Genomic DNA, 24,694 nt, shown 5'->3' on the forward strand with positions numbered 1-24,694 from the left:
CGGATTGATGAATCTGCTTTTCTGCTATTTTTTTTGAATAAGGAGTGACTAAGATGAAGTTAGCAATTATCGCTGATGACTTGACTGGGGCCAATGATAGTGGTGTACAACTAGCTAAATATGGATTAAAAACATCGGTATTTTTAGGATTAGACAAAGATGCAGTAATGACATCTGAAGCAGTTGTATTTGATACGAATAGCCGCTCTATTACTAAATTGGATGCCTATAATAAAGTAAAAGCAGTAACTGAATTCTTTACAAATCAAGGATTTAATTATATTTACAAAAAAATCGATTCTACGATGAGGGGAAATATTGCTTCTGAAATAGAGGCGTTTCACGATGTTGTAAAAACTGATTTCGTGTTTATCGTGCCAGGTTATCCTAAAAATGGACGGACTGTTATAAATGGCCATCATTACTTAAATGGTACCCGATTAAATGAAACTGAAATCGCACATGATCCTAAAACGCCGGTAACCGAATCACATATCCCTACGCTCATAGGCACAGAGATACATAAAGAAGTAGGGCTTATTGGGCTTGATACGATTAGGAATGAAGAAAAAGACTTAAAGAAAAGGTTAGAAAAATATGAAGAAATGAACATTTCTTATATTGTGGTTGATTCTGAAACGGAAGGGGACCTGGAGTCGATATTACGTTTGACAAAAGCGTTGGACTATACAATCGCATGGGTAGGTTCCGCCGGTTTGGCTAATTATCTTCCAGCGTACTATGGAATGAAAGAAAGAAATCAGGTATTAAAGATTCCACAACATCACGATCCGATCCTAACGGTTGTTGGGAGCGTGAATGTAAATTCTCGAAAACAGTTAAACTTACTTTTACAAGAGCCTAATATTGTCGGTATTGAAATGACATCCTATTATGCTGTCATGGATCAAGAAAAGCGAAAACTAGAAATGTCGAGCGTATTTTCACAAGCGATGGAAGCAGCAAAAAAAGGTTTCGATGTAGTCATATATACTTCCGGTAATCCAAAAGATATTGAATATGCTAGAAAAGTGGGAGAATCTAAAGGGTTTAACCATACTGAAACTAGCAATGAAATTGTGAATATGCTAGGTGGTATAATTTCTGTCTTAATTGAAGAAAAGATATTCAAAGGTATTGTCATGACAGGCGGGGACACAGCTAAACAAGTATGTGAATTATGGGATGTAAAAGGATTTCATTTATACGACGAACTAGAAACTGGCGTACCAATCTCAAGCTTCATTGGCATCGACGATATATTTGTTATTACTAAGGCCGGAGGATTTGGTAAAGAGACAGTTTTTATAGATGCTATAAAAAAACTAAAAGGAGATTTCTAAATATGAGCATAAATAATTATGTAAAACCGGTTATCGGTATTACCATGGGGGATGCCGCGGGTATTGGTCCTGAAATTATAGTTAAGTCTTTAATGGATCCTGTTATTTATAATAAATGCCAACCAGTTGTTATCGGCGATGCAAAAATACTTGAACGAGTAAAACCAATTGTAGGTGCAGATCTGGAAATCCATATTATTGACCATATATCAAAAGCAAAGAATCAGTATGGGACGATCGATGTGTTTGACTTAAACTTATTATCGATTGATCTACCTTTTGGGAGCGTATCTAGTGAAGCTGGAAATGCTGCGTATCAATATTTGGCAAAAGCAGTTGAGCTAGCAAAAGATCATATGATTGATTCTATTTGTACTGCACCATTGAATAAAGAAGCAATGCATAAAGGAGGTCATCTATATCCAGGCCATACTGAAATCTTAGCAGCCTTAACGGATACAGAAGACTTTTCGATGATGTTAACAACGCCCAATTTAAGAGTTATCCACTTGACAACTCATATGGGCTTGATCGATGCAATCCAGAGTATTACTCCGGAACGAACATATAAGGTAATTAAATTAGCTCATGATACCCTAACTAAAGCAGGTATTGACAATCCGAGCATAGCTGTTTGTGGGATTAATCCTCATGCAGGGGAAAATGGCCTATTCGGTAATGGTGAGGAAGAAGAAAAACTGATGCCTGGTATTGAAAGAGCATTACTAGAAGGAATTAATGCATCTGGACCACATCCTGCTGATACATTATTTTTCCGTGCTGGAAGAGGGGATTTTGATATGGTTGTCGCTTGTTATCACGACCAAGGACATGCTCCAATAAAAGTAATGGGTATTGAAGAAGGTGTTAATATTACGGTTGGTCTAAAAGGTGGCATTATTAGAACATCTGTAGATCATGGCACAGCTTTTGATATTGCTGGAAAAAATATTGCTGATTCAAAAAGCATGAAGGCTGCTATATATTCAGCCATTGAATTATCACCCAAAAAGCTTCGTTGATAGCATTTTTTTATTAAAAGCCTAGAATATATAAGTAATGATTCAGAATCTCATTCATTGTATTATATTTTTTGTTTTTCACTATTGACATTCGAAAAACAACTGTTTATAATACAAATTAACTTAACAAACGAAAATTTAATTAATCACATATACAGTACTGACCGGACAACCGGAAATACTTCCTTTTAAAAAAGAGATGTATTTCGGTTGTTTTTTATTTTTTTTAAACCATCCGTCTTTTTACTGGGAAATTTATTTTTTCACTGTTAAGTAATTGTGTGACTTTTTAAATATCGTCTAATACCACAACTAAATATGTACGTTTTAATTCTTATCGAGAGAGGTTGAGGGAATGGCCCTATGACACCTCAGCAACCACCGTTTATTTACGGAAAGGTGCTAAATCCAGCAAGTTGGAAACAACTTGAGAGATAAGAAGAAACCTTGTATTTTAGGGTCTTCTTCTTATTGAGAGGGCTCTTTTTTGTTGGGGAAAATCCTTCTCATAAATTAGAAATGAAGGAGATGGAAAGGTGACAACATTACAAACGAAGATCATTCAAGATTCGACGAGCATTGATCCAACAACAGGATCGGTAAATGTACCACTTTATTTATCATCTACTTTTCACCAGTTTGATTTTGATCAATATGGAAAATACGACTATAGCCGTTCACAAAATCCTACTCGTGAAGTGCTAGAAAATGCGATTGCTTCTCTTGAGAATGGTGTACAGGGATTTGCTTTTGCATCAGGAATGGCTGCTATATCTACTGCATTTTTACTATTATCACAAAATGATCATGTGCTAGTCTCAGAAGATGTGTATGGAGGAACATATAGAGTAGTATCACAGATATTGGATCGATATGGTATTGAGCATACATTTGTTGATACGACGGATCTTGATAAAGTTGCTGCGGCGATTCAATCAAATACAAAAGTGATTTATATTGAAACACCATCGAATCCTACGCTGAAAATTACTGATATTCAAGGTATAGCAAAGTTAGCAAAAGCAAATAATTGTTTCACTTTCGTCGATAACACATTTATGACACCTGTATTCCAACGTCCGCTTGAACTTGGTGCTGATCTAGTTCTTCATAGTGCAACGAAATTTCTATCTGGACATAGTGATGTCCTTGCAGGTCTAGCTGTTGCGAAGGATAAAGGATTGGCAGAACAATTGGCTTTTTTACAAAACTCATTCGGGGGAATCTTAGGCGCATATGATTCATGGTTACTTTTACGAGGGATCAAAACTTTACATGTGAGAATGGAAGCATCATCTCAATCAGCAGCAAAGATTGCGGAGTATTTAAATAGTCAAGAAGAGATACAGCATGTCTATTATCCAGGGATATCAGCCCATACAGGATATGAGATTCATAAATATCAATCGTCTTCGGCAGGAGCCGTTCTCTCCTTTCGTCTAGAAAGCGATGATGCAGTACGACAGTTTAAAGATAATATTAAACTTCCTTTATTTGCGGTAAGTCTTGGTGGTGTCGAGTCCATACTATCATATCCAGCTAAAATGTCGCATGCAGCAATGCCGAAAAAAGTAAGAGAAAAACGTGGCATTACCGATGGATTACTACGATTGTCGGTGGGTTTAGAAGATCCCGATGATTTGATTAGAGATATCGAACAGGCACTTTCAAAAATAAAGAAGGGAGGTAAACTCGTTGACGCTATTAGCTAGTTTGCAAGAGCGGATTTTAATCGGTGATGGTGCGATGGGAACGCTGCTTTACTCACATGGAATTGATCGCTGCTTTGAAGAGTTAAATCTCACGCATCCGGAAGAAGTAGCGCGAGTCCATAAAGCATATCTTGATGCTGGCGCCGATTTGATTCAAACGAACACATATGGTGCGAATTATATTAAGCTATCAAGATATGGTTTAGAAGAAAGTGTGAAAAGGATCAATAGTGAAGCGGTTCGCATTGCTAGGGAGACAGCAGGAGATAACGCGTATGTCGTTGGAACGATTGGTGGTATACATGGTTCTGGCTTGCGTTTTGGTAAGACAGTGGAGATAAAACGGAGCTTTAGAGAACAGCTTTACTGTCTACTACTTGGGGGTGTCGACGGTCTTCTATTAGAAACATATTACGACTTGGATGAATTGACAACTGTATTGAAAATTGCCCGTGAAGAAACGGATCTGCCGATTATTACAAATGTGTCGATGCATGAGCCAGGAGTGTTGGAAAATGGGATTCATTTATCAGATGCAATAGAGCGCTTAGAAGATCTAGGTGCAGATATTATCGGAGTCAATTGTAGATTAGGCCCGTACCATATGCTAAAAGCGTTGGAATCTATTCCGATTCCTAAAAAAGCATTTCTATCGGCATATCCGAACTCAAGTTCACCTGAATATCGCGATGGAAAGCTTCTATATAAAACAGAACCTGATTATTTTGAAAAATTTGCGCTTCATTTTCGCAACGAAGGTGTCCGCTTAATTGGGGGATGCTGTGGCACAACGCCAGAACATATAAAAGCGTTGGCTGAAGGAATCAAGGGCTTGATACCACTACAGAAAAAGGAAGTGAAAAAGCGAAAAAACATCGAAGTACCAGAAATAAAACAGCAAGATGGACTGACGTTATTCGAGAAAGTGAAATCAAAGCGTTCCATTATCGTCGAGTTGGATACACCAAAACATTTGGATACGAAGAAATTCTTTGAAGGAGCAAAAGCTCTAAAAGAAGTAGGAATAGATGGTTTAACGCTTGCGGATAATTCACTTGCTTCACCACGTGTCTGTAATATGACGATGGCTTCACTTGTAAACAGAGAAATAGATTTGCCTGCGCTCGTCCATATTACATGCAGAGACAGGAATTTAATTGGATTACAATCCCACTTAATGGGTCTCCATACTTTAGGTATACGTGACTTATTAGCAATTACAGGTGATCCAACAAAGATTGGTGATTTTCCAGGAGCAACATCCGTCTATGATGTCACTTCATTTGAGTTAATAAAGTTAATCAAGCAATTTAATGAAGGAATTTCATTATCAGGAAAATCACTGAAACAAAAGACAAATTTCCATATCGCAACTGCATTTAACCCGAATGTTCGGAATGTTGGGAGAGCGGTTGAACGATTAGAGAAAAAGATTGGCTTCGGGGCAGACTATGTCGTTTCACAACCTGTATTTAGTAGAGAAAAAATAATTGAAGTGGCTGAAGCGACAAAACATATAACAGCTCCAATTTATATCGGAATAATGCCATTAGTTTCAACCAGGAATGCCGAATACCTTCATAATGAAGTGCCTGGTATCAAATTGCCGGATGATATTCGCGCACGGATGGCTGCGACTTCAGACTCTCCAGATCTAGCAATACAAGAGGGTTTATCGATTGCAAAAGAGTTAATTGATACCGCGATGGAACATTTTAATGGGATCTATTTAATCACTCCATTTATCCGCTACGATTTAACTGTTGAATTATCTAAATATATTCAACAGAAGGATAACAAATTAACTGAAAAAGAAAAATCGGAAATTGTAATAAAATAGTTCTTCTCTTTATCATATAATAAAAATTTGAAGTTGGAGGAAATAAAATGACAAAAGTAATTAGTTCGAACCTAGGATATCCAAGAATTGGTGAGCTTCGTGAATGGAAAAAGGAATTAGAAAAGTTTTGGAGTGGTAAAATTTCTGAAGAAGAACTATTAAAAGAAACAAAAGCATTACGATTGCATGGATTAAAGAAACAACAAGATAAAGGAATCGATCTTGTACCTGTTGGTGATTTCTCCTTGTATGACCATGTATTGGATACGTCGATCATGTTTGGAGTTGTACCAACAAGATTTCAAAATAGCGGTGCAAAATCAGCTTTGGAAACGTATTTTGCGATTGCACGTGGTACAAAAGATGCTGTCGCATCAGAAATGACAAAATGGTTTAATACAAACTATCATTATATTGTTCCAGAATTTAATAATGTAAGACCAATTTTAACAGAAAACCGTCCTTTAACTTTTTATAAAGAAGCAAAAGAGGAATTGGGTATTGAAGGTAAGCCGGTATTATTAGGTCCTATCACATTTTTAAAATTAGGAAAGGGCTATGAAGCAGATAAATTCCCAGAACTATTAAAAACATTTTTACCTTTGTATATTCAAGTATTGCAAGAACTAAAGGAAGCAGGTGTTAAATGGGTTCAGATAGATGAGCCTATCTTAGGAACGAATGTAACTGGGGCGGATATTGATCAATTTAAGCAAGCATATGAGGCGATCTCCGAGGCAGTTCCAGGACTAAATATTATTATCCAGACATATTTTGAGTCCGTTGATTTCTATGAGGAAATTGTAAACTTGCCAGTTGCTGGAATTGGGCTAGACTTTGTTCATGGGGACGCACTGGAAGCGATACGTCAACATGGATTCCCGAAGGAAAAAGTACTTGCTGCGGGTGTAATTGATGGCAGAAATGTCTGGCGTTCAAACTTGGAAACACGGCTTGGTCTATTGGAGACGATTCAACAATTAGTTAATAAAGACCGGATTATTGTCCAACCGTCATCTTCTTTACTTCACGTACCTGTGACGATAGAAACGGAGCAAGCGTTGGATCCAATTATTAAAGATGCGTTATCTTTTGCAGATCAAAAGCTTGAAGAAGTCGTTGCTTTAGCACAAGGTTTAGAGAATGGGAAAGCAAATATTGCTAAAGAATTGGAAGGTAGCGTGCGGGCGATTGATGTGTTAAATAACTCAGCATATCGTAAAAAAACAGCTGGTCAAGTGAATGCAAGTGAACTAAGTGCTGATCGAGCATTACCGTTTGCGGAAAGAATTAAGATTCAAGATGAATTATTTCAGCTTCCGCTATTACCTACAACAACTATTGGTAGTTTGCCACAAACGACTGAAGTAAGAAAACAACGTTTGAAATGGCGTAAGGGTGACATTACTGATCGTGAATATGAACAATATATTGAAACTGAAACGAAAAAGTGGATTGAAATTCAAGAAGATATCGGTATTGATGTTCTAGTCCACGGTGAATTCGAGCGTACAGATATGGTTGAATACTTTGGTGAAAAATTAAACGGCTTCCTTGTGACGAAATTCGGATGGGTCCAATCATATGGTTCCCGCTGTGTAAAACCACCGCTTATTTTCGGTGAAGTTTCCTTAAATGAACCAATGACTGTGAAGGAAAGTGTCTATGCCCAATCGTTAACAGACAAACGTGTAAAGGGAATGTTAACTGGTCCTGTGACTATTTTAAATTGGTCATTTGAGAGAGATGATATTTCTAAATATGATGTTTTAAATCAAATTGCTGTTGCATTGCGCAGTGAAATTGAAGAACTAGAAAAAAATAATATTAAAATTATCCAGGTGGATGAACCAGCACTTCGTGAAGGTCTACCGCTTAAGCGTAGTAAATGGGATGAGTACTTAAACGCTGCAGTCCATGCATTTAAATTATCAACGGCATCAGTGGAAAATAGTACCCAAATTCACACGCATATGTGTTATTCGAGCTTCGGTGATATTTTCGATGCGATCAGTGGATTGGATGCAGATGTGATTTCAATTGAAACATCAAGAAGCCATGGTGAACTAATATCAACATTCGAAGAAAACACATATGACAAAGAAATTGGCCTTGGTGTATATGATATTCATAGTCCACGAGTTCCTAGTAAAGAGGAAATAAAAGAAAATATTAACCGGGCATTAAAGACAATTCCGGCCAATCAATTTTGGATAAACCCAGATTGCGGCTTAAAAACAAGACAAGAAACAGAGACGATCGCTGCATTAAAACTGATGGTAGAAGCTGCGGTTGAAGTAAGAAATAATCGACTTGCTACAGTTCAAGACAAATAATTAAAATGCGAAGTTAATAGGTGAATCCAGTCCCTTTGAATGCTCAATGATAGCATTCAAAGGTTTTTTTTAGTTTCATTCCGGATTTTCTCAAATTAGCCGTAACATAAAAGTGACATATTTGTGAAGCTGATATTTAGCATAGAAAAAAGTTTTTTGATACACTAATACAATCAATTATACGGAAATCGGGTGACGATGTGGCAACAGAGGCTAAAGTCAGTGGAAAAGCATTTTGGTCGATTATTTTTGCTGTTTTTTTCGGCAACTTTTTAGCGGTAATGAATACATCAACGGTGAATGTTGCGGTGCCTTCTTTAATGGCACAATTTTCAGCGGATCTGCCCAGTGCTCAATGGACTGTCACAGGATTTATGCTTGCTGCAGGTGCAGCTGCTCCTTCTGCCGGCTGGTTCGGAACACGATTTGGCTATAAAAAAGTATATATCGGAGCTTTGTGTGGCTTTTTTGTTTTTTCAATTGCGTGCATTTCCTCTTGGACGATCGAAATGTTAATTATTGCGAGGATGTTGCAAGGTGTGTGTAGCGGTATTTTAATGCCAACGACGATGACACTTGTGTATCAGACAATCGAAAAAAGCAGGCAAGCATTTGGTCTTAGCCTATGGAGCTTGTCAGCGGTACTTGCACCAGCGGTTGGTCCAGTATTAGCCGGATTTCTAATAGACCTATTTGATTGGCGCGCATTGTTTTATTTGAATTTACCAATTGCAGTTGCAGCGATTATTGCTGCTTTGAAATTTCTCCCGAATACAGCGGTTGGTGGAAAAACGCCGTTTGATTTCCCAGGACTTCTATTTTCATTCGGTGGTAGTATTTTATTGTTAACGGCTTTCGCAGAAGCGGGATCATGGGGATGGTTAAATTGGAAAACATTACTTACCGTATCAACGGGCATATTACTATTATTCTTATTTATCAATCGCGAGCTCAAAATAGAATTTCCATTATTAAATTTTAATGTTTTGTCGCATCGTCTTTACACTTATAGTCTGTTCCTAAACGCGGTATTATCGATTGGCTTATATGCTGGTGCCTTTTTAGTACCGATCTTTCTGCAAAACTCTCTACATCTTGGTGCGTTTGAAACAGGGATGATTATGATGCCTGGAGCTTTTATGATGGCAGTCTTTACTCCGATTACTGGTAAACTATACGATAAAACCGGACCGGTGCCGCTAATCTTCTCAGGAATTCTGGTTATGATAATAGGCACCTATATGATGGGGAGCTTATCGATTGAAACAACTACAATGTATATTGTTATCTGGACATCTGTTCGATATGTAGGGATTGCTCTTTGTAACATGCCAATCACCAACGCTGGCATGTCTTCTATTCCACTGGATATCACAGGCTACGCATCTGCCCTGAACAACTGGGCCCGCCAGTGTATTGCGTCACTTTCAATTGCTCTTTTTTCGGCACTACTTGCTTCACAGTCATCAGCATATATCCGGAGCGGAGATGGTGCTGCAGCCGCGTCTGCTTTAGCCGCTGGAGATGTTTTTCTTTACTCGTTAATCCCACTCATACTGGCACTTCCAATTACATTCTTCCTGAGAGGGAAAGATAGAAAATAACGCGAATAGTAAAAGACGGTTTTTTCATTGTGAAAATCGTCTTTTGTTTTTTAAAAAAGTAAGAAAGTCCCTAGTTTCGACATACAGAATATACTAGTGCAGCAGATCACGATCTAAGAAGTCATTTATTATCGTATTAAAAAGCAGTACAGTTAAGTCTATTTACTTTGGGTATCGGAGTTTCTAATAGGTGATAATAAAAAACAGAATATTAAGGTTGTTTTTTTGAATGTAGTATTATAAAATAACTTAAAACCAACTAAACAAATAGGAATTTAAGATTTTGTAAAAAGGAGAGTAGCTCGTGCATAAAAAAATCATTGAAGTTAGTAATGTAAATAAATCATTTCGTAATGGAAAGAAAGCAGTTCATGTACTGGAAGATGTTTCTTTTCATGTGAAGAAAGGTGAAATCGTCACATTGTTAGGGAAAAGTGGATGTGGAAAAAGTACGCTACTAAATATGGTTGGAGGATTCGATAAAGCAGATGAAGGAAGTGTGAAACTTGACGGACATGTAGTCCAATCTCCGTCGAAAAAATGTGTGATGCTGTTCCAGCAAAATAATCTGCTTCCATGGCGATCTGTCATAAAAAATGTGGAGCTAGGCCTTGAGGGAGATAAGCTTTCGACTAAGGAAAAGAGTGAACGTGTAAAGGACTCATTAAAGCTTGTCGGACTTGAGGGGCATCTTCAACAATTCCCTCTTGAATTATCGGGCGGGATGCAGCAGCGTGTCGCGATCGCAAGAGCGCTCGCAATGCAACCTGAGGTTATCTTGATGGATGAGCCATTCGCAGCATTAGATACTTTTAATCGCTATCATTTACAGGAAGAGCTTCTTCGTATTCAAGATAAAATGAGAACAACTATTTTGCTTGTTACCCATGACATTGATGAGGCCGTCTATTTATCTGACAGAATTTTGATTATGGGTTCACACCCAGGCAGAATATTTAAGGATATAGCAATTAAACTTGTAAAACCACGTGACCGAGCTTTTGAGGACTTTCAATATTTTCGAAAAAGTATCTTACAAGAGTTCGAGGTCAGTGGCGAACGGCCGGTACCCGAGTATAACATTTAGGGGGAAGATGAACGTTGAGGAAACAAAGAAAATGGATGTTCTCGTTATTATTGATACTCTTACTATTTTTTACTGTGTCATGTGGGCAGTCAACACAGAAAACCATTGGCAGACCAATAATTAAAATAGGCTATCTTCCCATTACACATGCAGGCCCGCTTTATTTAGATGCACATATTCATGGAGGACAATTCGATGATTATAGTATAGAACTTGTTAAATTTAGCTCTTGGCCTGATTTGATGGACGCTCTAAATACAGGACGTGTGGATGGTGCATCCGTTTTGATCGAACTTGCCATGAAAGCGAAAGAAAAAGGGATAGATTTAAAAGCTGTGGCACTTGGACATAAAGATGGAAATGTATTAATCTCTTCAAAAAATATTGATAGAACAAGTGATTTAATAGGAAAAACATTTGCGATTCCACATAAGTATTCAACCCAAAATATTTTGTTAAATGAAATGTTGAAAAAAGATGGTTTGACATATGAGGATGTCAATATTGTTGAGATGCCACCGGCCGAAATGCCGGCGGCGTTATCAGAGAATAGAATTGCCGGTTATGCAGTAGCAGAACCATTCGGTGCAATGGCGGTAAAGCTAGATAAAGGAAAAGTATTACACCATTCAGATGAAATATGGCCAAATTCGTATTGCTGCGTACTTGTTTTGCGAAATGATTTTATTCAAAGCAACCAAGATGCCACTCAATCATTTGTGACACAGTATGTAAAATCTGGAGAACATGCGAATAGGAAGGACGAAGATCTATATGAATCATTCAGTAATTTTATGAAAGTAGATAAAGCAGTGCTGGAATTATCGCTGGAATGGATATCATTTGATGAATTATGTATCGAGAAAGCTGAATACACCAAACTTCGAAATTCGGTAATAGAGATGGATTTAATGGATAGTCCTCCATCATACGAGGAATTTATAGACAATACATTTATTGAAAAAGCGATGTGATGATAATGAAAATAACGACAAAACTAATGAACTTTTTTATTGGGATGACTATGCTTGTCATTATATGGCAAGTAATTATTTGGACCGGTGGCTACGAAGAGGCATTATTGCCTTCACCCCTTAATGTCGGTAAAGCAATTATTGCTCTAATTGTAGATGGAACATTGTTTATCCATTTACAGGTAAGCCTAGGCAGGTTTATTGCCGGATACTTATTGGCAGTTATTCCGGCAATTTTTTTAGGAATGTTGCTAGGGAGGTCACCGAAAATATGGAATATTATTGACTCAATAGTCCAAGTGTTACGACCAGTATCTCCAGTCGCATGGTCTCCGTTTATAGTGCTTTGGTTTGGAATTGGAAATATGCCAGCAATTGCAATCATTTTTATTGCAGCTTTTTATCCAGTATTATTAACGACTGTAGCAGGTGTTAATAAAATTGATCGTTCCTATTTACGAATAGCGGAAAATTTGGAAATTAAGAAGGTACAGTTAATGTATAAAATTATTTTCCCCGCCGCTTTTCCATCGGTTGTGAGCGGTCTTCATCTTGCGGTTGGAACTGCCTGGGTGTTTCTTGTTGCAGGAGAAATGGTAGGAGCCCAATCAGGTCTTGGTTATTTAATTGTAGATGCAAGAAATACTCTGAATCTTGATTATGTATTAGCAGGAATCATATTTATTGGTATTTGCGGTTTTTTATTGGATCGTTTAATAAGTCTATTCGAAGGATGGGTTGGTAGTCATTGGGGAGAGGTTTGATTAAGGTATGGTGTATATAAAAGAATTTAGTGTGTACGCTATGCCCCCTGTATCAACATCATTAGTAAAAAAAGATGGGTATACACAGATTAAAATATTGAAAAAAGCCGGATTTTATTCATTTCCGGCTTTCTGAAATTCATCTTCTATGCTAATTACTTTAAGATTATGCACACGTTCCCCTGTGCTTTTGGAGTAATAGGCAATGCTTACCTCTTCACCAGTTGTGGGATCGACTAGTTTTTTATAACATTTCTGTAGATGACTGCTTCCCCAAATAATGAGTGAATGGAAGACGACTTCTAACTCTTCGCCACTTTTCGTCAATGTATAACGATAACGAGGAGGGTGCTGAGAATATAGTTCTTTTATAACAAGTCCTTCATCTTCTAAATATTTCAGACGTTCTGAAAGTAAATTAGAAGAAATGCCATTTAACGCTTTTTTCATTTCGTTAAACATTGTATTGCCATTTAATATTTCATGTACAACCAATAAGGTCCAGCGATCACCGATGATATTAAGTGATTGTGCGATATTACAAGGTAAATTGTATCTGTTTTTCATTCGTATATCCCTCCAATGTACTATTTAATATTACCATAAATATTCTATGAGTAACAAAGTTGAATAATTTAACTAAGTATAATAAAATAACCTTATAAGGCATTAGATATTAATAAAAAAGTGAGGAGAATTAAAATGGGATTGTATTTAATCGAATCATCTTTAAAAAAAATTGTCTCAGTAAAAGAGGAACTAGATCAAAAGGTTGAGGTGCTTCAAGCAAAATTAAGTGAAAATCAATCAACATTAATCGAGGTACAAGTGTCGAAGGATTTCTCCCGTGCTTTCTTTATTATTGAAGGAACAGATCAGGATGCTGCTACTGAGACATTGAAAAAAGCTGATATCCCAGTAGAACTTGTGAAAGAAGTTCGACTTGTGGGGAAGGAAATAGAAGATGTGAAGCAAAATAAAGATATTGTAAACTATTTAGTTGAATGGAATTTACCGGAAGATTTAACGATGGATCAGTATTTGGCGAGAAAAAAGAAAAATTCTATACATTACCAAGAGGTTCCGGAAGTAGCGTTTTCTAGAACTTATGTGTGCGAAGATATGACAAAATGCTTATGCTTCTATGATGCACCAGATGAAGCTGCTGTAAAGCGTGCTCGTGAAGCCGTTCAAACACCAATTGATTCGATTACAGAAATTTTATAGTAGATAACTAAATATATAGAATGGTAATAGAGGCAAAAATCAGATACTTGGTTTTTGCCTCTATTTCATTTTAGTGGAGATAATCATTTGTATAAGGATTTTATTTTGAAAAATTTGAATATAGGGTTGATTTTTATAACATAGTATAATAAAATAACTTTAAACCAACTAAACATATAGGAATTAAAAGTTTTTTATTGTAGATTTTTTACAAAATACGTGTGAATTTAAGTTTGGGATTATATTAAAATAACTGGTGTTTATTTTTGGAATGCGATGATAGCACTACCACTAAAAATGTGAGGGGATATAAAAATGGGATTATATTTAATCGAGTCAACTTTAAAAGAAATTGTGTCATCAAAAGAGGAATTAGATAAAAAGGTTGAGGTGCTTCAAGGCAAGTTACATGAAAATCAATCAACATTAATCGAGCTTCAAGTATCGAAGGATTTTTCCCGTGCTTTCTTTATTATTAAGGGAGAAGATCAAAATGCTACGACTGTGACTTTAAAAAGTGCAGAAGTACCAATAGAACTTGTGAAAGAAGTCCGACTTATTGGTAAAGAATTGGAAGATGTGAAGCAAAACAAGGATATAGTAAACTATTTAGTCGAATGGAATTTACCAGAAGATTTAACGATGGATCAATATTTGGCCAGAAAGAAGAAAAATTCTGTGCATTACCATGAGGTTCCCGAAGTGGCATTTTCTAGAACGTATGTATGTGAAGATATGACGAAATGTCTTTGTTTCTACGATGCGCCAGATGAAGCAGCTGTAAAACGTGCGCGTGAAGCTGTTCAAACACCGATTGATACGATTACTGAAATACTTACAGATAAATAAAAGCAAAGGAGGGAGTGGTATCTATGTCAAGCAGCATAGTGGAGAAGAATTTCAAGCTTGAACAGTTAATTGAACAGGATTTAAAACGTAATGTGAAAAAAATTGATGCGGAGGCTTTTTATGCAGAAAGTTTTTTAAGAAAGCTTGGTAAAGCTGGATTATTTTCTTCTGTTAATAAATCTCAAAAGGAAGTATTGTTAGATGAAATGCAGGTGGTAGAGGAAACGGCTAAAACATGTATGACCACTGCCTTTTGTCTTTGGTGTCACCTTGCTGCTTTAACATATGTGCGTCATACTGGTAATAAAACATTGAAGAATAAGATGTTGGCTTCTCTTGAAAATGGAGAGATTTTAGGTGCAACAGGTTTATCCAACCCGATGAAATATTATGCGGGACTTGAAAAACTACACATGAATGCGAAACCCATCGAAGGCGGATATATTCTATCAGGTGTTCTTCCATCCGTATCAAACCTTGGTGAAAATCATTGGTTTGGATTGATTGCTGGGGTCGATGATAACAAACGGATCATGTGTTTTATTCCTTGTAACGCAAAAGGGTTAAAGCTAAAAGAAAAAGTGAATTATCTAGGTATAAATGGAAGCGCAACGTATGCTTGTTCATTTACTGATGTGTTTGTTCCTTACGAATGGATATTGTCTGAAGATGCAGATACGTTTGTGAAGGAGATTCGACCGGCATTCATCTCTTATCAGATTCCTTTAGGCCTTGGCGTTACACAAGCTTCTATTACCTCAATTGAAAGAGTGCGTAGAAAGCAAAATGATTGTAATCGTTTTTTAAGAGTACAGTCGGAAAATCTCCAGGAAAAAGAGCATAAAATACAGGGAAAGCTGCGGATATTGTTAAGTAGCGAAATCTTGAATTGGAAAAAGGTTGCTAATATTCGCCTTGAAGCGGCATATTTAACGCTTGAAGCGGTTCAGGCAAGTATGCTGCATAATGGAAGTGCCGGGTATTTACAAGACAGTGCACCATCACGTAGACTTCGTGAAGCTTATTTTTTTGCCAATTTGACACCAACAGTGAAGCACTTGGAAAAGCTCCTCCATAACACTCCCTTATGAGAATACGTTATTTTCTCATAAGGAGTTTTTTTGCAGTTTAACGGGAGTAAAACGCTCTTGAAATGTCATCTAAGAGAGTTTTAATGAATAACTAAATAATCTGTCGCATTAATACGAAGCGAGGTTGTTGAAAACTATATTTAGTAGAAGGAATTAGCAAAGAGTTGTCGAAATGTTAATATGAGCATCTCAGTTTTAAAACGCTTCATATTATTTTAGATGGAGGTCATGACCATGGGTAAAAAAGTATTAATAATTACAGGTGATGCGGTAGAGGCACTAGAAATTTTTTATCCGTATTATCGTTGTTTGGAAGAGGGATTTGACGTAACCATTGCCTCACCATCTGTTAAAAAATTGTATACAGTAAGTCATGATTTTATTGATGGAATGGAAACATATGTGGAAAAGCCTGCATATGGCATTGATTCGCATATTGCTTTTGCTGATGTTGATCCGTCGGAATATGCTGGTTTAATTATTCCTGGTGGACGAGCACCAGAATATATTCGATTAGACGAGGCGATACCAAATATTCTCCGCCACTTTTTTGCAGAGAATAAGCCAGTCGGAGCTATCTGTCATGCAGCACAAGTATTATCTGTCGTACCAGAATTGATGAAGGGTAGAGAATATACAGCATATATCGCGTGTAAACCTGATGTGACAGCATGTGGAGCAACATATATTGATGAACCATTACACACACATCAAAATCTTGTTTCTGGTCATGCGTGGCCGGATTTACCTGGATTCATGCGCGAATTTATTAAGTTAATGAAATAAGAGACTTCTCCGCATGATCTCTTAGATCAATATACACAAACAATGGATTCAAATACATTAGTATAAAGCAGTATAGAAAGGAAGCTTGTGACATATCCCAAGCTTCTTTATTGGTTCATTTCGGAAAAGAGGCGGCATTCTTTAAAAAATCGGATACTGTCTACCTTCCATACATCCATATAGGAAAAACGAACTAAATAGATTTTCTCTTTAAATACTTTTTTTTCAAGGTTTTTGAAAAACACTTCGATTTCTATTGGAACTTCTAGCATTAATTCATTACCAATGTCTTTACTAGGTGGAACAGACATATATTTCAAATTTATATTCTCAATGAAGCTAATAGATTCTTTCCCATCCAATCTTTGCAAAGAAAAAGATGAGATTAGTTGGAGATCCTGCTGCTTAATTCCCGCTAGATATGCACTAATTACTTCTTGAGGATCTGCATTATTCGCATACTCCTTCAAAATCCCTGCTGCTTTAAAAATCATCAGTTTATGTGATAAATCCATATTATTTTTCCGATGAGTCTTACTACCGTAGAAATGAATACAAAAATGTCCGCCAAAGTTATTTTCCAATGCACCTGCACCGTGTGGCATCCCATGCATGGAGGCAGCAATCCATTGATTTTTGTGAATGATAATAATAGCTCTTCGTTTCCAACTCCATTTCCCGCTATATATTCCTTTCATTATTTTTGTGTCTTCAGAAGTCAAAGGTTGCACGTCAGCATGGCGACTTCCAGCTCGTCTTTGCACATCAAACCGCTTACCTGTTTCGACATCTAATACAGTAAACTTGCTAAATTTGGGCAATATGTCATTCACTTTTTCCCATGGAAGCATTTCAATCTGAAAACCTATGCTATCGTCTTTTGCCAAAGTCGATGTGCAATGAAAGAATATGGAAACTGATAATATGATTGAAATGGTGGCCTTCATTAATTTCACCCAATTTCGTTTGATTTTCATTTTTATTTCAACATCATATAAAAAGTTTTCCAAATTAAAGAGGATGTATTCATTAATATAAAAATTCCGATTGTCGAGAACGGCTAGGTAAGAAATAAATATGATTCTCCATTGATAAAGAGACATAATAGCTTAAGTTTATTTTATTTCCCATAATGTGAGTGTACTCAGTAGGTATAGGTACGGTTAAGGTACTCGAAAAACGGTTGATATTACCGGTCTTTGGATCAAAGAAATTCGTCTCGTGTGAATGTGAATTTTTTTGAAACGTATTCTGAAATTGTTAAAATAGAAAGTCAGAAAAACCAAATTTACTTTTGAAAAGAGGATCGGATAATGCTTATCCAATGAAATTAGTTATTTGAATTGCCTATAACTAGATGCTTAAAATCTTTTTGAGTCTAGCGGGACGATAACATATTATTTCGAACTAAAAAAGGAGTAGTTCCCTTTAAATAAAAGGGACTACTCCTAAAAATTGATCGTTTTTATAAGATCGTGCAATATGCATTAAAATTGTTTCATCAACCTGTATTTACTAATCCAGCTGCTACGCCATTAATTGTTAGCAATACTTCAGTTACAAGCTCATCTGAAGGGTTTTCAGTAGCTCTTAACTTTTGAATCAAGTCAACCTGTAGGAAATTTAACGGGTCAACATATGGATTTCGTCTTTGAACAGACTCTTGAATATTTGGTGAATGTGCCATCAATTCATCATTTCCTGATATTTGTAATAGAAGGGACCGTGTTCGATCGTATTCGCTAGAAATATCATGGAAAATTCGTTCTGAAATAGCTGGATCCTCGACCAATGTCAAATATTCTTTTGCTGTTGTCATATCTGCTTTCATTAATGCCATCTGCAAATTATTAATTGTCGAGTGAAAAAACGGCCATTTCTGATACATGGACTGTAATAACGGCAGATTGTCTGTATTCTGGTTGATAAATGCTTCTAAACCGGATCCAGCAGCATACCATGCAGGAATCATATGTCTTGATTGTGTCCAAGCAAATACCCATGGAATGGCACGTAAATCTTCAAACTGTTGGCTGTTCTTTCTACTCATTGGTCGCGACCCAATGTTTAATGCGCCAATTTCTTTTAAAGGAGTTGCTTGATTAAAATAAGTCAGGAAGTCTGGATCTCCAAATACAAGAGATTGGTATTTTTTTAATGAATGTATGGAGATTTCTTCCATTGCAATTTCCCATTCTTTTTCACGGAAATATTCGTGATCAGAAGTTGTTTTTATTCGCGAGCAAGCTTCAAGTAAAGCTGAAGCTGCCTGCTCTAAATTGCGATAAGCTATATCGTCCAGCAAATACCTAGATGAAAGGACTTCACCTTGTTCCGTAATTTTTACACCATCTCCAAGTGTTTCAACAGGTTGGGAGAGGATGCTTGTATTTAAAGAACCACCACCACGACCTAAAGAGCCACCGCGCCCGTGGAAAAACTTTAGGCGAATATTATAATCACGCGCCATATTATGAATTTCTTGTTGGGCTTTAAAGAGTTTCCAGTTAGCAGTTAAAGTGCCTCCATCTTTACTTCCATCTGAATATCCCAACATAATTTCTTGATGATCACCACGTATCTTAAGGTGCTTTCTATAGACATTCATTTCGAATAAAGTTTTCATGATCTTAGGACCTGCAACTAAATCATCGATTGTTTCTAATAGTGGTGCTATATGCAGATCACTTTCGATTTTCCCATCCGAATATTGTCGGTAAATTCCTGCTTCTTTAGCAAGGAGAAGTACTTCTAGCAAATCACTTGGCGATTGAGTCATGCTGATCAAATAGACTTCTATTGAACGTTTCCCAAACTCTATATGCGCTTTTTTGATTAACTTGAAAATATTTAGTATGGATTGGGTTTCATCTGTATAACCTTCTTCATGAAGTAAGAGTGGTCTTGGGTCATTCAACACTTGTTCTAATAAACTTATTTTCTCGTCTTCATTGAGATTTGAATAATTATCGGAAATATTAACTGCTTTTAATATTTCACCCACGGCTAATTCATGTTCACCACTGTGGTTTCTTATATCTAGTGTTGCCAAATGGAATCCAAATAATTGTACTTGTCTAATAATAGTTCGTATCGTTTTCAGTTTTCTGTGAGCAGGCTGATGTTGTTCCGCACTGTCTTTTACTTGTATCAAGTCAAATAGTAATTCTTCTGAATTATTATAACCGAGAGCGGATTTACCAACTTCATGAAGTCGCTTCAAGATAATGGCGAATTTCCTCCGATATATTTCGGAGGCTATTGGCCATTTCTCCTCATCAGCTAAATAAACTGATTCCTCTTGTTCTACCGACTGACTTAGTTCTGGGCTGACTGAAACCCGGTGGGTAGATTGACTAAATCTTTTCATTAGTTCAGTTATCGCTTCATTATATTTTTTTAATACAAGTTCCCTTTGTAGAACCAACGTTTCCCATGTGATTTCAGGTGTTACATTTGGGTTCCCGTCTCGATCTCCACCTATCCATGATCCAAAGTGAAGGAAGTTTGGCACTTCCCATTTAAGTTCTGGAAAATGGTCATTTAACTGTAATTCTAATTCTTGATGTACAGCTGGTAGCGTATCAAATAATGTTTGGTCAAAATAATAAAGGCCGTTTTTCACCTCATCTAACACTGTTGGCTTGCGATGACGTAATTCATCGGATTGCCATAAAGCGATTACTTCATTATATAAGCTATCTTCAAAACTTTGACGTTCTTTTCGTGATGTCAAAGGGTTATTTAGTTTTTGAAGAATGTTAGAAATTCTTTTTTGTATTTCTAACACAGTGCGTTTTATCGCTTCTGTTGGGTGCGCAGTAATTATTAGTTCTATGGACAGGTCATTCAATACTTGTTTAAGCACATCATTAGTTAGCCCAAATTCTTTGACTCTAGAGACCCCAACTTCTAGTGAAAAAGATTGTCCACCTTTATCTTCCAGTTGATATTGCTTTCTACGACGAATCCTGTGATTTTGTTCAGCAATATTTACTAAGTGGAAATAAATGGAGAATGCCCTGACTACTTGCTGGCGCATCGGTGGTTGAAGACCGCTAATCACTTCTTTTAGTTGTATGTAAGTCGTCTCATTATATTCCTTCCGTAAACTTTTCGTCATTTCTCTGACATTTTCAACTGTATCAAACAGTTCATGCCCACCTTGATGAACTAAAATTTCTCCCAGAATATTACCTAGTTTTTTTACATCGCTTCGTAACATTGCATTGTGATCGACTGCTTTATTCATCTTATCATCCTCTTATTCTAAATTACTTCATCTCTTTTTCTACCTCAGTACACTAGTAGTTATATCGTATAGAAAGTAGACGAGTTAATCAATCGAGTAATAGATTGAAAATTCTTACTTAAAAGCGTTGAGAGTTTCAAGATACATATTACTCCCTTTGGGGTTTATACTGTCCATATATAATAGAATGATGTCCAGCATGGGAATACATAATATTTTATCATAAGTGCAAGAGAGTATCATCTACTAAAACATAGTAATCTACTATTTTTACAATTACTATAGTAAAAAGAGAAGAAATATGAATAGCATTTTCATGATAATACGCCTTGTTAAAGACGATGTCACTGGGTTTGGTCCTTTAAGTTTATTTTAAATTAATTTGTTAGTGTAAACAAACTATAATGGATCGCAGCAATTTTACTCATTACTAGCAATCACATCTAAAAATTATCTTTTTTTTATAAATCCACAATTCCATATTCGTCAGGTAGATTTTCTTCCCATATTATTTTTACTTATTATAGCATCGTTTATTCAAGATAATTTTACAAAAGGAGAAAGTAAATGCCTATTATAAGACATGAGCAATTTATCCAAGCACCTGTGAATGTCTGCTTTGACCTTGCAAGAAACGTAAATATACATACTAAAACTACGTCTAATACAAATGAAAAAATTGTCGGTGGAGTGACAGAGGGTTTATTAGAAAAAGGAGATATTGTCACTTGGGAAGCCGTTCATTTTGGTATTAAGCAAAGACTAACTGCTCAAGTAATACAAATGGAGAAGCCTAATATGTTTGTAGATATTATGCTAAAGGGAGCTTTTAGTTCTTTCATTCATACACACCAATTTGTAGAAAAAGCATCTAGCACGTTAATGATTGACACATTTGACTATATGTCTCCTTTTGGTCCAGTTGGCATAATAGCTGACAAATTGTTTTTGGAGAAATATATGAATGAATTTATCATCTCCCGAGCGAAAGAACTAAAAAGGATTGCAGAAAATATAAATTAGCTTCGTTGATAATGGAGCTATTGCAATTTCGGATAAATAAGGCACTGATAGCTTATTTATCCGAAATTTTTTTCACCAAAACGTTTTTTCTACCCAGCCGCTGCAATAATTTATTGAATTTACCCATCTTTCAATACAATCTAGTATTTATGTCAACAAAGAAGTTATTAAGAAAATTACATAAGAGACGGGGAGACCAACTTGTTAAGATAAGGAGGATACCTTCTTTAGGGGCAAATGAGCTTTAAGCGCTTCAACTTCTCAACCAATATCCATTCATTATCCTCACCTTATTAAAGTTAGATATTCTACTAATAAACTTTTGGGAATAGACTAAAACTGCTTGAATAAATCGTAATGGTTAAATCATGATTATGAGTGTCACGATTTGTTTGTATAGTTACACGATATTTTATATGGTTATTGATCATATATGAGAAACTCTTCGGTACAGTTAAGCTTAGTGAATTGATTAACAAGCTTCATCATGGTAAAGTAGAAATGCTATTTTATTATCAACAACAAATATTTATCTATCTATCTATTCGTGTTACATAATTGAATATCTGTGTTACTGAAGTGCGACTAAAACAAATGCAGACGAGTCTAAATTCTAGAGGGAGGAAGTTATGGAGGATTCTATATTAAAAAGATTTGGGGTATCGATGGAGGGGCATTTGCTCCGAAAATTTGATGATTTGGTCAAACATAAGGGATACGAAAACCGATCTGAAGCTGTTCGAGACCTTGTCCGGGATGCTCTTATCCAACATTCATGGGAAAAGGATGAACAAGTTGTTGCAGGAAGCATTCTTTTATTTTATAACCATCATCAGAAAAATTTATTAGAGGAACTTACAAAAATCCAACATAGCATGCATGATAATATTTTGGCTACAACGCATTTTCATCTAAATCATGCAAGTTGTCTTGAGCTCATTATCGTAAAAGGAGTAGCAAAAGACATACAACAGCTCAGCAATCAATTAACCAGTTTAAAAGGAGTAGATTACGGAAAGTTTACAATAGCACCAGTTGAAAAAATATAAATTGAATGAAGGATATAACAGTAAAAGCTCAAAGTACTTTTAGGATTTCTATTGGTTACTGATGGGAATGGTTGAAGCAGAGTATTTAATAATGGAGTGAGAAAAATGAGAAAAAAATTGTTGGGAATTATCGTATTAGCTATTTTTGTTTTCTCTTTTATATTGGTAGGTTGTAGTCAATCGAAACCTAACCAATCGAATGATAAAACTAAAGTGGGTGAAGAGAAAAAACAGGATGAGCTTGTGCTGGCATTTGGTTCTGAGCCTGAAACAGGATTTGATCCAACGACAGGATGGGGGCGTTATGGATCACCGTTATTTCAAAGCACCCTTTTAAAAAGGAATGATAAGCTGCAGATTGTGAATGATCTTGCTGTAAGCTATGAAGTAAATAAAGAAGATCGCAAAATTTGGACTGTGAAGTTACGTGATGATGTGAAATTTTCTGATGGTGAACCATTGACTGCGGAAGATGTTGTATTTACTTTTGAAACAGCCACTAAAAATGGATCGGTTGTAGATCTAAATGTGATGGAGAAAGTAGAAGCATTGGATAAAACAACAGTAAAATTCACATTAAAACAACCGCAATCGACATTTGTTAATACGTTGGCAGCAACAGGTATTGTCCCGAAACATGCATATGGTGCGGACTATGCGGAAAGTCCTGTAGGTTCAGGGCCTTTTCAGCTTGTACAATGGAACAAAGGACAACAGCTAATTGTAAAGGTCAATCCTGAATACTATGACAAAAAGCCATATTTTAATAAGATAACATTTTTATTTTTAAGTGAAGATGCCTCATTTGCTGCGGCTCAAGCAGGAGATGTTGATATCGCCTATATTCCAGCTGCATTTAGTAATCAGAAGGTGCCTGGCATGAGATTAGAGGCAGTTAAAACAGTAGATAATCGTGGAATCGTCTTTCCATTTGTAAAATCTGGAGACCTAACTAGTGATGGTTTACCAATTGGGAATGATGTTACAGCTGATCCCGCTATTCGGAAGGCGATTAATATCGCAGTTGATCGTCAAACACTCGTCGATGGAGTGCTAGAGGGACATGGAACACCTGCTTATACTTCAGTGGATGGGCTTCCTTGGTGGAATCCCGATACAGTCATTGAAGATGCTGATCTGGACGGCGCAAGGAAATTATTGGAAGAAGCTGGTTGGGAAGATTCAGATGGTGACGGTATTTTGGAGAAAGGTTCATTGAAAGCCGAGTTCACTCTTTATTACCTGGCGAGCGATGCGATTAGACAATCACTTGCTATATCTGTTGCAGATATGATGAAACCACTAGGGATTAATGTAAAAGTAGAGGGTGGAAGCTGGGATATCATCGGGAAAAATATGTACTCAAGTGCTGTTCTAATGGGCTGGGGAAGTCATGATCCTCATGAAATGTATAATATTTATGGTAGTGAAAATGCCGGGATAGACTACTATAACACTGGGTATTATGAAAATAACACAGTCGATGAATATTTTGAAAAAGCGCTTGGTGCTGCGAGTGAAACAGAAGCAATCGAGTTTTGGAAAAAAGCACAATGGGACGGAACAACTGGTTTAAGTGCAAAAGGTGATGCGTCATGGGCATGGTTAGTAAACATTGACCACTTATACCTGTTGAAGGATGGGCTTGATATCGGAGAACAAAGAATTCACGTTCATGGCCATGGCTGGCCTGCAACAGATAATATTGTTGACTGGAAATGGAGTAAGTAAAGTG

19 protein-coding genes and 1 riboswitch are annotated in these 24,694 nt (G+C 36.5%); of the genes, 16 read left to right on the plus strand and 3 right to left on the minus strand.

The window, feature by feature from the left end:
* The first annotated feature begins 53 nt into the window (after positions 1 to 53).
* From MHB53_RS00505 to MHB53_RS00545, 9 genes are all read left to right on the plus strand, one after another.
* Entirely contained in the window at positions 54 to 1,343 is a 1,290-nt protein-coding gene (locus tag MHB53_RS00505) for a four-carbon acid sugar kinase family protein (protein WP_340914955.1), read from the plus strand.
* A 2-nt stretch (positions 1,344 to 1,345) separates the two neighbouring features.
* Positions 1,346 to 2,365: a 4-hydroxythreonine-4-phosphate dehydrogenase PdxA gene (gene pdxA / locus MHB53_RS00510; protein ID WP_340914956.1), complete on the plus strand. Its 1,020-nt coding sequence runs from the start codon at positions 1,346 to 1,348 to the stop codon at positions 2,363 to 2,365.
* A 331-nt stretch (positions 2,366 to 2,696) separates the two neighbouring features.
* Positions 2,697 to 2,806: riboswitch (SAM riboswitch) on the plus strand.
* A gap of 95 nt (positions 2,807 to 2,901) precedes the next feature.
* The gene (metC, locus tag MHB53_RS00515) at positions 2,902 to 4,077 is read left to right on the plus strand and encodes a cystathionine beta-lyase (RefSeq protein WP_340914958.1); all 1,176 of its coding nucleotides are present in this window, start codon (positions 2,902 to 2,904) and stop codon (positions 4,075 to 4,077) included.
* Complete coding sequence (locus tag MHB53_RS00520; RefSeq protein WP_340914960.1) at positions 4,061 to 5,917, plus strand: bifunctional homocysteine S-methyltransferase/methylenetetrahydrofolate reductase; 1,857 nt, start codon at positions 4,061 to 4,063, stop codon at positions 5,915 to 5,917. The genes metC and MHB53_RS00520 overlap by 17 nt, the downstream gene beginning before the upstream one ends.
* A 47-nt stretch (positions 5,918 to 5,964) precedes the next feature.
* Positions 5,965 to 8,253 (plus strand): 5-methyltetrahydropteroyltriglutamate--homocysteine S-methyltransferase, encoded by a 2,289-nt coding sequence (gene metE / locus MHB53_RS00525; RefSeq protein ID WP_340914961.1) that lies wholly within the window; start codon positions 5,965 to 5,967, stop codon positions 8,251 to 8,253.
* Between the two features lie 200 nt (positions 8,254 to 8,453).
* The gene (locus tag MHB53_RS00530) at positions 8,454 to 9,857 is read left to right on the plus strand and encodes a DHA2 family efflux MFS transporter permease subunit (RefSeq protein ID WP_340914964.1); all 1,404 of its coding nucleotides are present in this window, start codon (positions 8,454 to 8,456) and stop codon (positions 9,855 to 9,857) included.
* A gap of 304 nt (positions 9,858 to 10,161) precedes the next feature.
* Positions 10,162 to 10,944 (plus strand): ABC transporter ATP-binding protein, encoded by a 783-nt coding sequence (locus tag MHB53_RS00535; protein ID WP_340914965.1) that lies wholly within the window; start codon positions 10,162 to 10,164, stop codon positions 10,942 to 10,944.
* Positions 10,945 to 10,958: 14 nt separating this feature from the next.
* Positions 10,959 to 11,918 carry an ABC transporter substrate-binding protein gene (locus MHB53_RS00540; protein WP_340914967.1) on the plus strand — a complete coding sequence of 320 codons (960 nt, stop codon included), beginning with the start codon at positions 10,959 to 10,961 and terminating at the stop codon, positions 11,916 to 11,918.
* 5 nt (positions 11,919 to 11,923) lie between these two features.
* On the plus strand, positions 11,924 to 12,682 hold the full coding sequence (locus tag MHB53_RS00545; RefSeq protein WP_340914969.1) for an ABC transporter permease: 759 nt from the start codon (positions 11,924 to 11,926) through the stop codon (positions 12,680 to 12,682).
* 114 nt (positions 12,683 to 12,796) lie between these two features.
* Here MHB53_RS00545 and MHB53_RS00550 read toward each other — a convergent pair whose 3' ends face one another.
* Positions 12,797 to 13,249 carry a winged helix-turn-helix transcriptional regulator gene (locus MHB53_RS00550; RefSeq protein ID WP_340914971.1) on the minus strand — a complete coding sequence of 151 codons (453 nt, stop codon included), beginning with the start codon at positions 13,247 to 13,249 and terminating at the stop codon, positions 12,797 to 12,799.
* 135 nt (positions 13,250 to 13,384) lie between these two features.
* Here MHB53_RS00550 and MHB53_RS00555 point away from each other — a divergent pair, with 135 nt between their 5' ends.
* The 4 genes from MHB53_RS00555 (at position 13,385) to MHB53_RS00570 (ending at position 16,635) form a co-directional block, all read left to right on the plus strand.
* A complete protein-coding gene (locus MHB53_RS00555) occupies positions 13,385 to 13,909 on the plus strand; it encodes a DUF4242 domain-containing protein (protein ID WP_340914973.1) in 525 nt (174 codons plus the stop codon).
* A 315-nt stretch (positions 13,910 to 14,224) separates the two neighbouring features.
* The gene (locus MHB53_RS00560) at positions 14,225 to 14,758 is read left to right on the plus strand and encodes a DUF4242 domain-containing protein (protein ID WP_340914975.1); all 534 of its coding nucleotides are present in this window, start codon (positions 14,225 to 14,227) and stop codon (positions 14,756 to 14,758) included.
* Positions 14,759 to 14,781: 23 nt separating this feature from the next.
* Entirely contained in the window at positions 14,782 to 15,849 is a 1,068-nt protein-coding gene (locus tag MHB53_RS00565; protein ID WP_340914977.1) for an acyl-CoA dehydrogenase family protein, read from the plus strand.
* A gap of 234 nt (positions 15,850 to 16,083) precedes the next feature.
* Positions 16,084 to 16,635, plus strand: coding sequence for a DJ-1/PfpI family protein (locus tag MHB53_RS00570; RefSeq protein ID WP_340914979.1), 552 nt, complete (start codon positions 16,084 to 16,086; stop codon positions 16,633 to 16,635).
* A gap of 107 nt (positions 16,636 to 16,742) precedes the next feature.
* Here MHB53_RS00570 and MHB53_RS00575 read toward each other — a convergent pair whose 3' ends face one another.
* Together MHB53_RS00575 and ppc are read right to left on the minus strand one after the other, a co-directional pair.
* Complete coding sequence (locus MHB53_RS00575; protein WP_340914981.1) at positions 16,743 to 17,612, minus strand: hypothetical protein; 870 nt, start codon at positions 17,610 to 17,612, stop codon at positions 16,743 to 16,745.
* 524 nt (positions 17,613 to 18,136) lie between these two features.
* On the minus strand, positions 18,137 to 20,887 hold the full coding sequence (ppc, locus tag MHB53_RS00580; RefSeq protein ID WP_340914982.1) for a phosphoenolpyruvate carboxylase: 2,751 nt from the start codon (positions 20,885 to 20,887) through the stop codon (positions 18,137 to 18,139).
* Between the two features lie 567 nt (positions 20,888 to 21,454).
* Between ppc and MHB53_RS00585 the strand changes: the two genes are divergently transcribed.
* The 3 genes from MHB53_RS00585 to MHB53_RS00595 all read left to right on the plus strand — a co-directional run bounded on the left by MHB53_RS00585 (position 21,455) and on the right by MHB53_RS00595 (position 24,690).
* Positions 21,455 to 21,910 carry an SRPBCC family protein gene (locus tag MHB53_RS00585; protein ID WP_340914983.1) on the plus strand — a complete coding sequence of 152 codons (456 nt, stop codon included), beginning with the start codon at positions 21,455 to 21,457 and terminating at the stop codon, positions 21,908 to 21,910.
* 629 nt (positions 21,911 to 22,539) lie between these two features.
* Positions 22,540 to 22,959, plus strand: coding sequence for a nickel-responsive transcriptional regulator NikR (nikR, locus tag MHB53_RS00590; protein WP_340914985.1), 420 nt, complete (start codon positions 22,540 to 22,542; stop codon positions 22,957 to 22,959).
* 105 nt (positions 22,960 to 23,064) lie between these two features.
* On the plus strand, positions 23,065 to 24,690 hold the full coding sequence (locus MHB53_RS00595; protein ID WP_340914987.1) for an ABC transporter substrate-binding protein: 1,626 nt from the start codon (positions 23,065 to 23,067) through the stop codon (positions 24,688 to 24,690).
* The last annotated feature ends 4 nt before the right edge of the window (positions 24,691 to 24,694 follow it).

Source organism: Bacillus sp. FSL K6-3431 (assembly GCF_038002605.1).
Taxonomy (GTDB): Bacteria; Bacillota; Bacilli; order Bacillales; family Bacillaceae_C; genus Lederbergia.

What these genes read in the sequence shown, in the direction of transcription:
- MHB53_RS00505 (WP_340914955.1), top strand. Translation starts at nt 54, where the DNA reads ATGAAGTTAGCAATTATCGCTGATGACTTGACTGGGGCCAATGATAGT.
- pdxA (WP_340914956.1), top strand. Translation starts at nt 1,346, where the DNA reads ATGAGCATAAATAATTATGTAAAACCGGTTATCGGTATTACCATGGGG.
- metE (WP_340914961.1), top strand. Translation starts at nt 5,965, where the DNA reads ATGACAAAAGTAATTAGTTCGAACCTAGGATATCCAAGAATTGGTGAG.
- MHB53_RS00545 (WP_340914969.1), top strand. Translation starts at nt 11,924, where the DNA reads ATGAAAATAACGACAAAACTAATGAACTTTTTTATTGGGATGACTATG.
- MHB53_RS00550 (WP_340914971.1), bottom strand. Translation starts at nt 13,249, where the DNA reads ATGAAAAACAGATACAATTTACCTTGTAATATCGCACAATCACTTAAT.
- MHB53_RS00555 (WP_340914973.1), top strand. Translation starts at nt 13,385, where the DNA reads ATGGGATTGTATTTAATCGAATCATCTTTAAAAAAAATTGTCTCAGTA.
- MHB53_RS00560 (WP_340914975.1), top strand. Translation starts at nt 14,225, where the DNA reads ATGGGATTATATTTAATCGAGTCAACTTTAAAAGAAATTGTGTCATCA.
- MHB53_RS00565 (WP_340914977.1), top strand. Translation starts at nt 14,782, where the DNA reads ATGTCAAGCAGCATAGTGGAGAAGAATTTCAAGCTTGAACAGTTAATT.
- MHB53_RS00570 (WP_340914979.1), top strand. Translation starts at nt 16,084, where the DNA reads ATGGGTAAAAAAGTATTAATAATTACAGGTGATGCGGTAGAGGCACTA.
- MHB53_RS00575 (WP_340914981.1), bottom strand. Translation starts at nt 17,612, where the DNA reads ATGAAAATCAAACGAAATTGGGTGAAATTAATGAAGGCCACCATTTCA.
- ppc (WP_340914982.1), bottom strand. Translation starts at nt 20,887, where the DNA reads ATGAATAAAGCAGTCGATCACAATGCAATGTTACGAAGCGATGTAAAA.
- MHB53_RS00585 (WP_340914983.1), top strand. Translation starts at nt 21,455, where the DNA reads ATGCCTATTATAAGACATGAGCAATTTATCCAAGCACCTGTGAATGTC.
- nikR (WP_340914985.1), top strand. Translation starts at nt 22,540, where the DNA reads ATGGAGGATTCTATATTAAAAAGATTTGGGGTATCGATGGAGGGGCAT.
- MHB53_RS00595 (WP_340914987.1), top strand. Translation starts at nt 23,065, where the DNA reads ATGAGAAAAAAATTGTTGGGAATTATCGTATTAGCTATTTTTGTTTTC.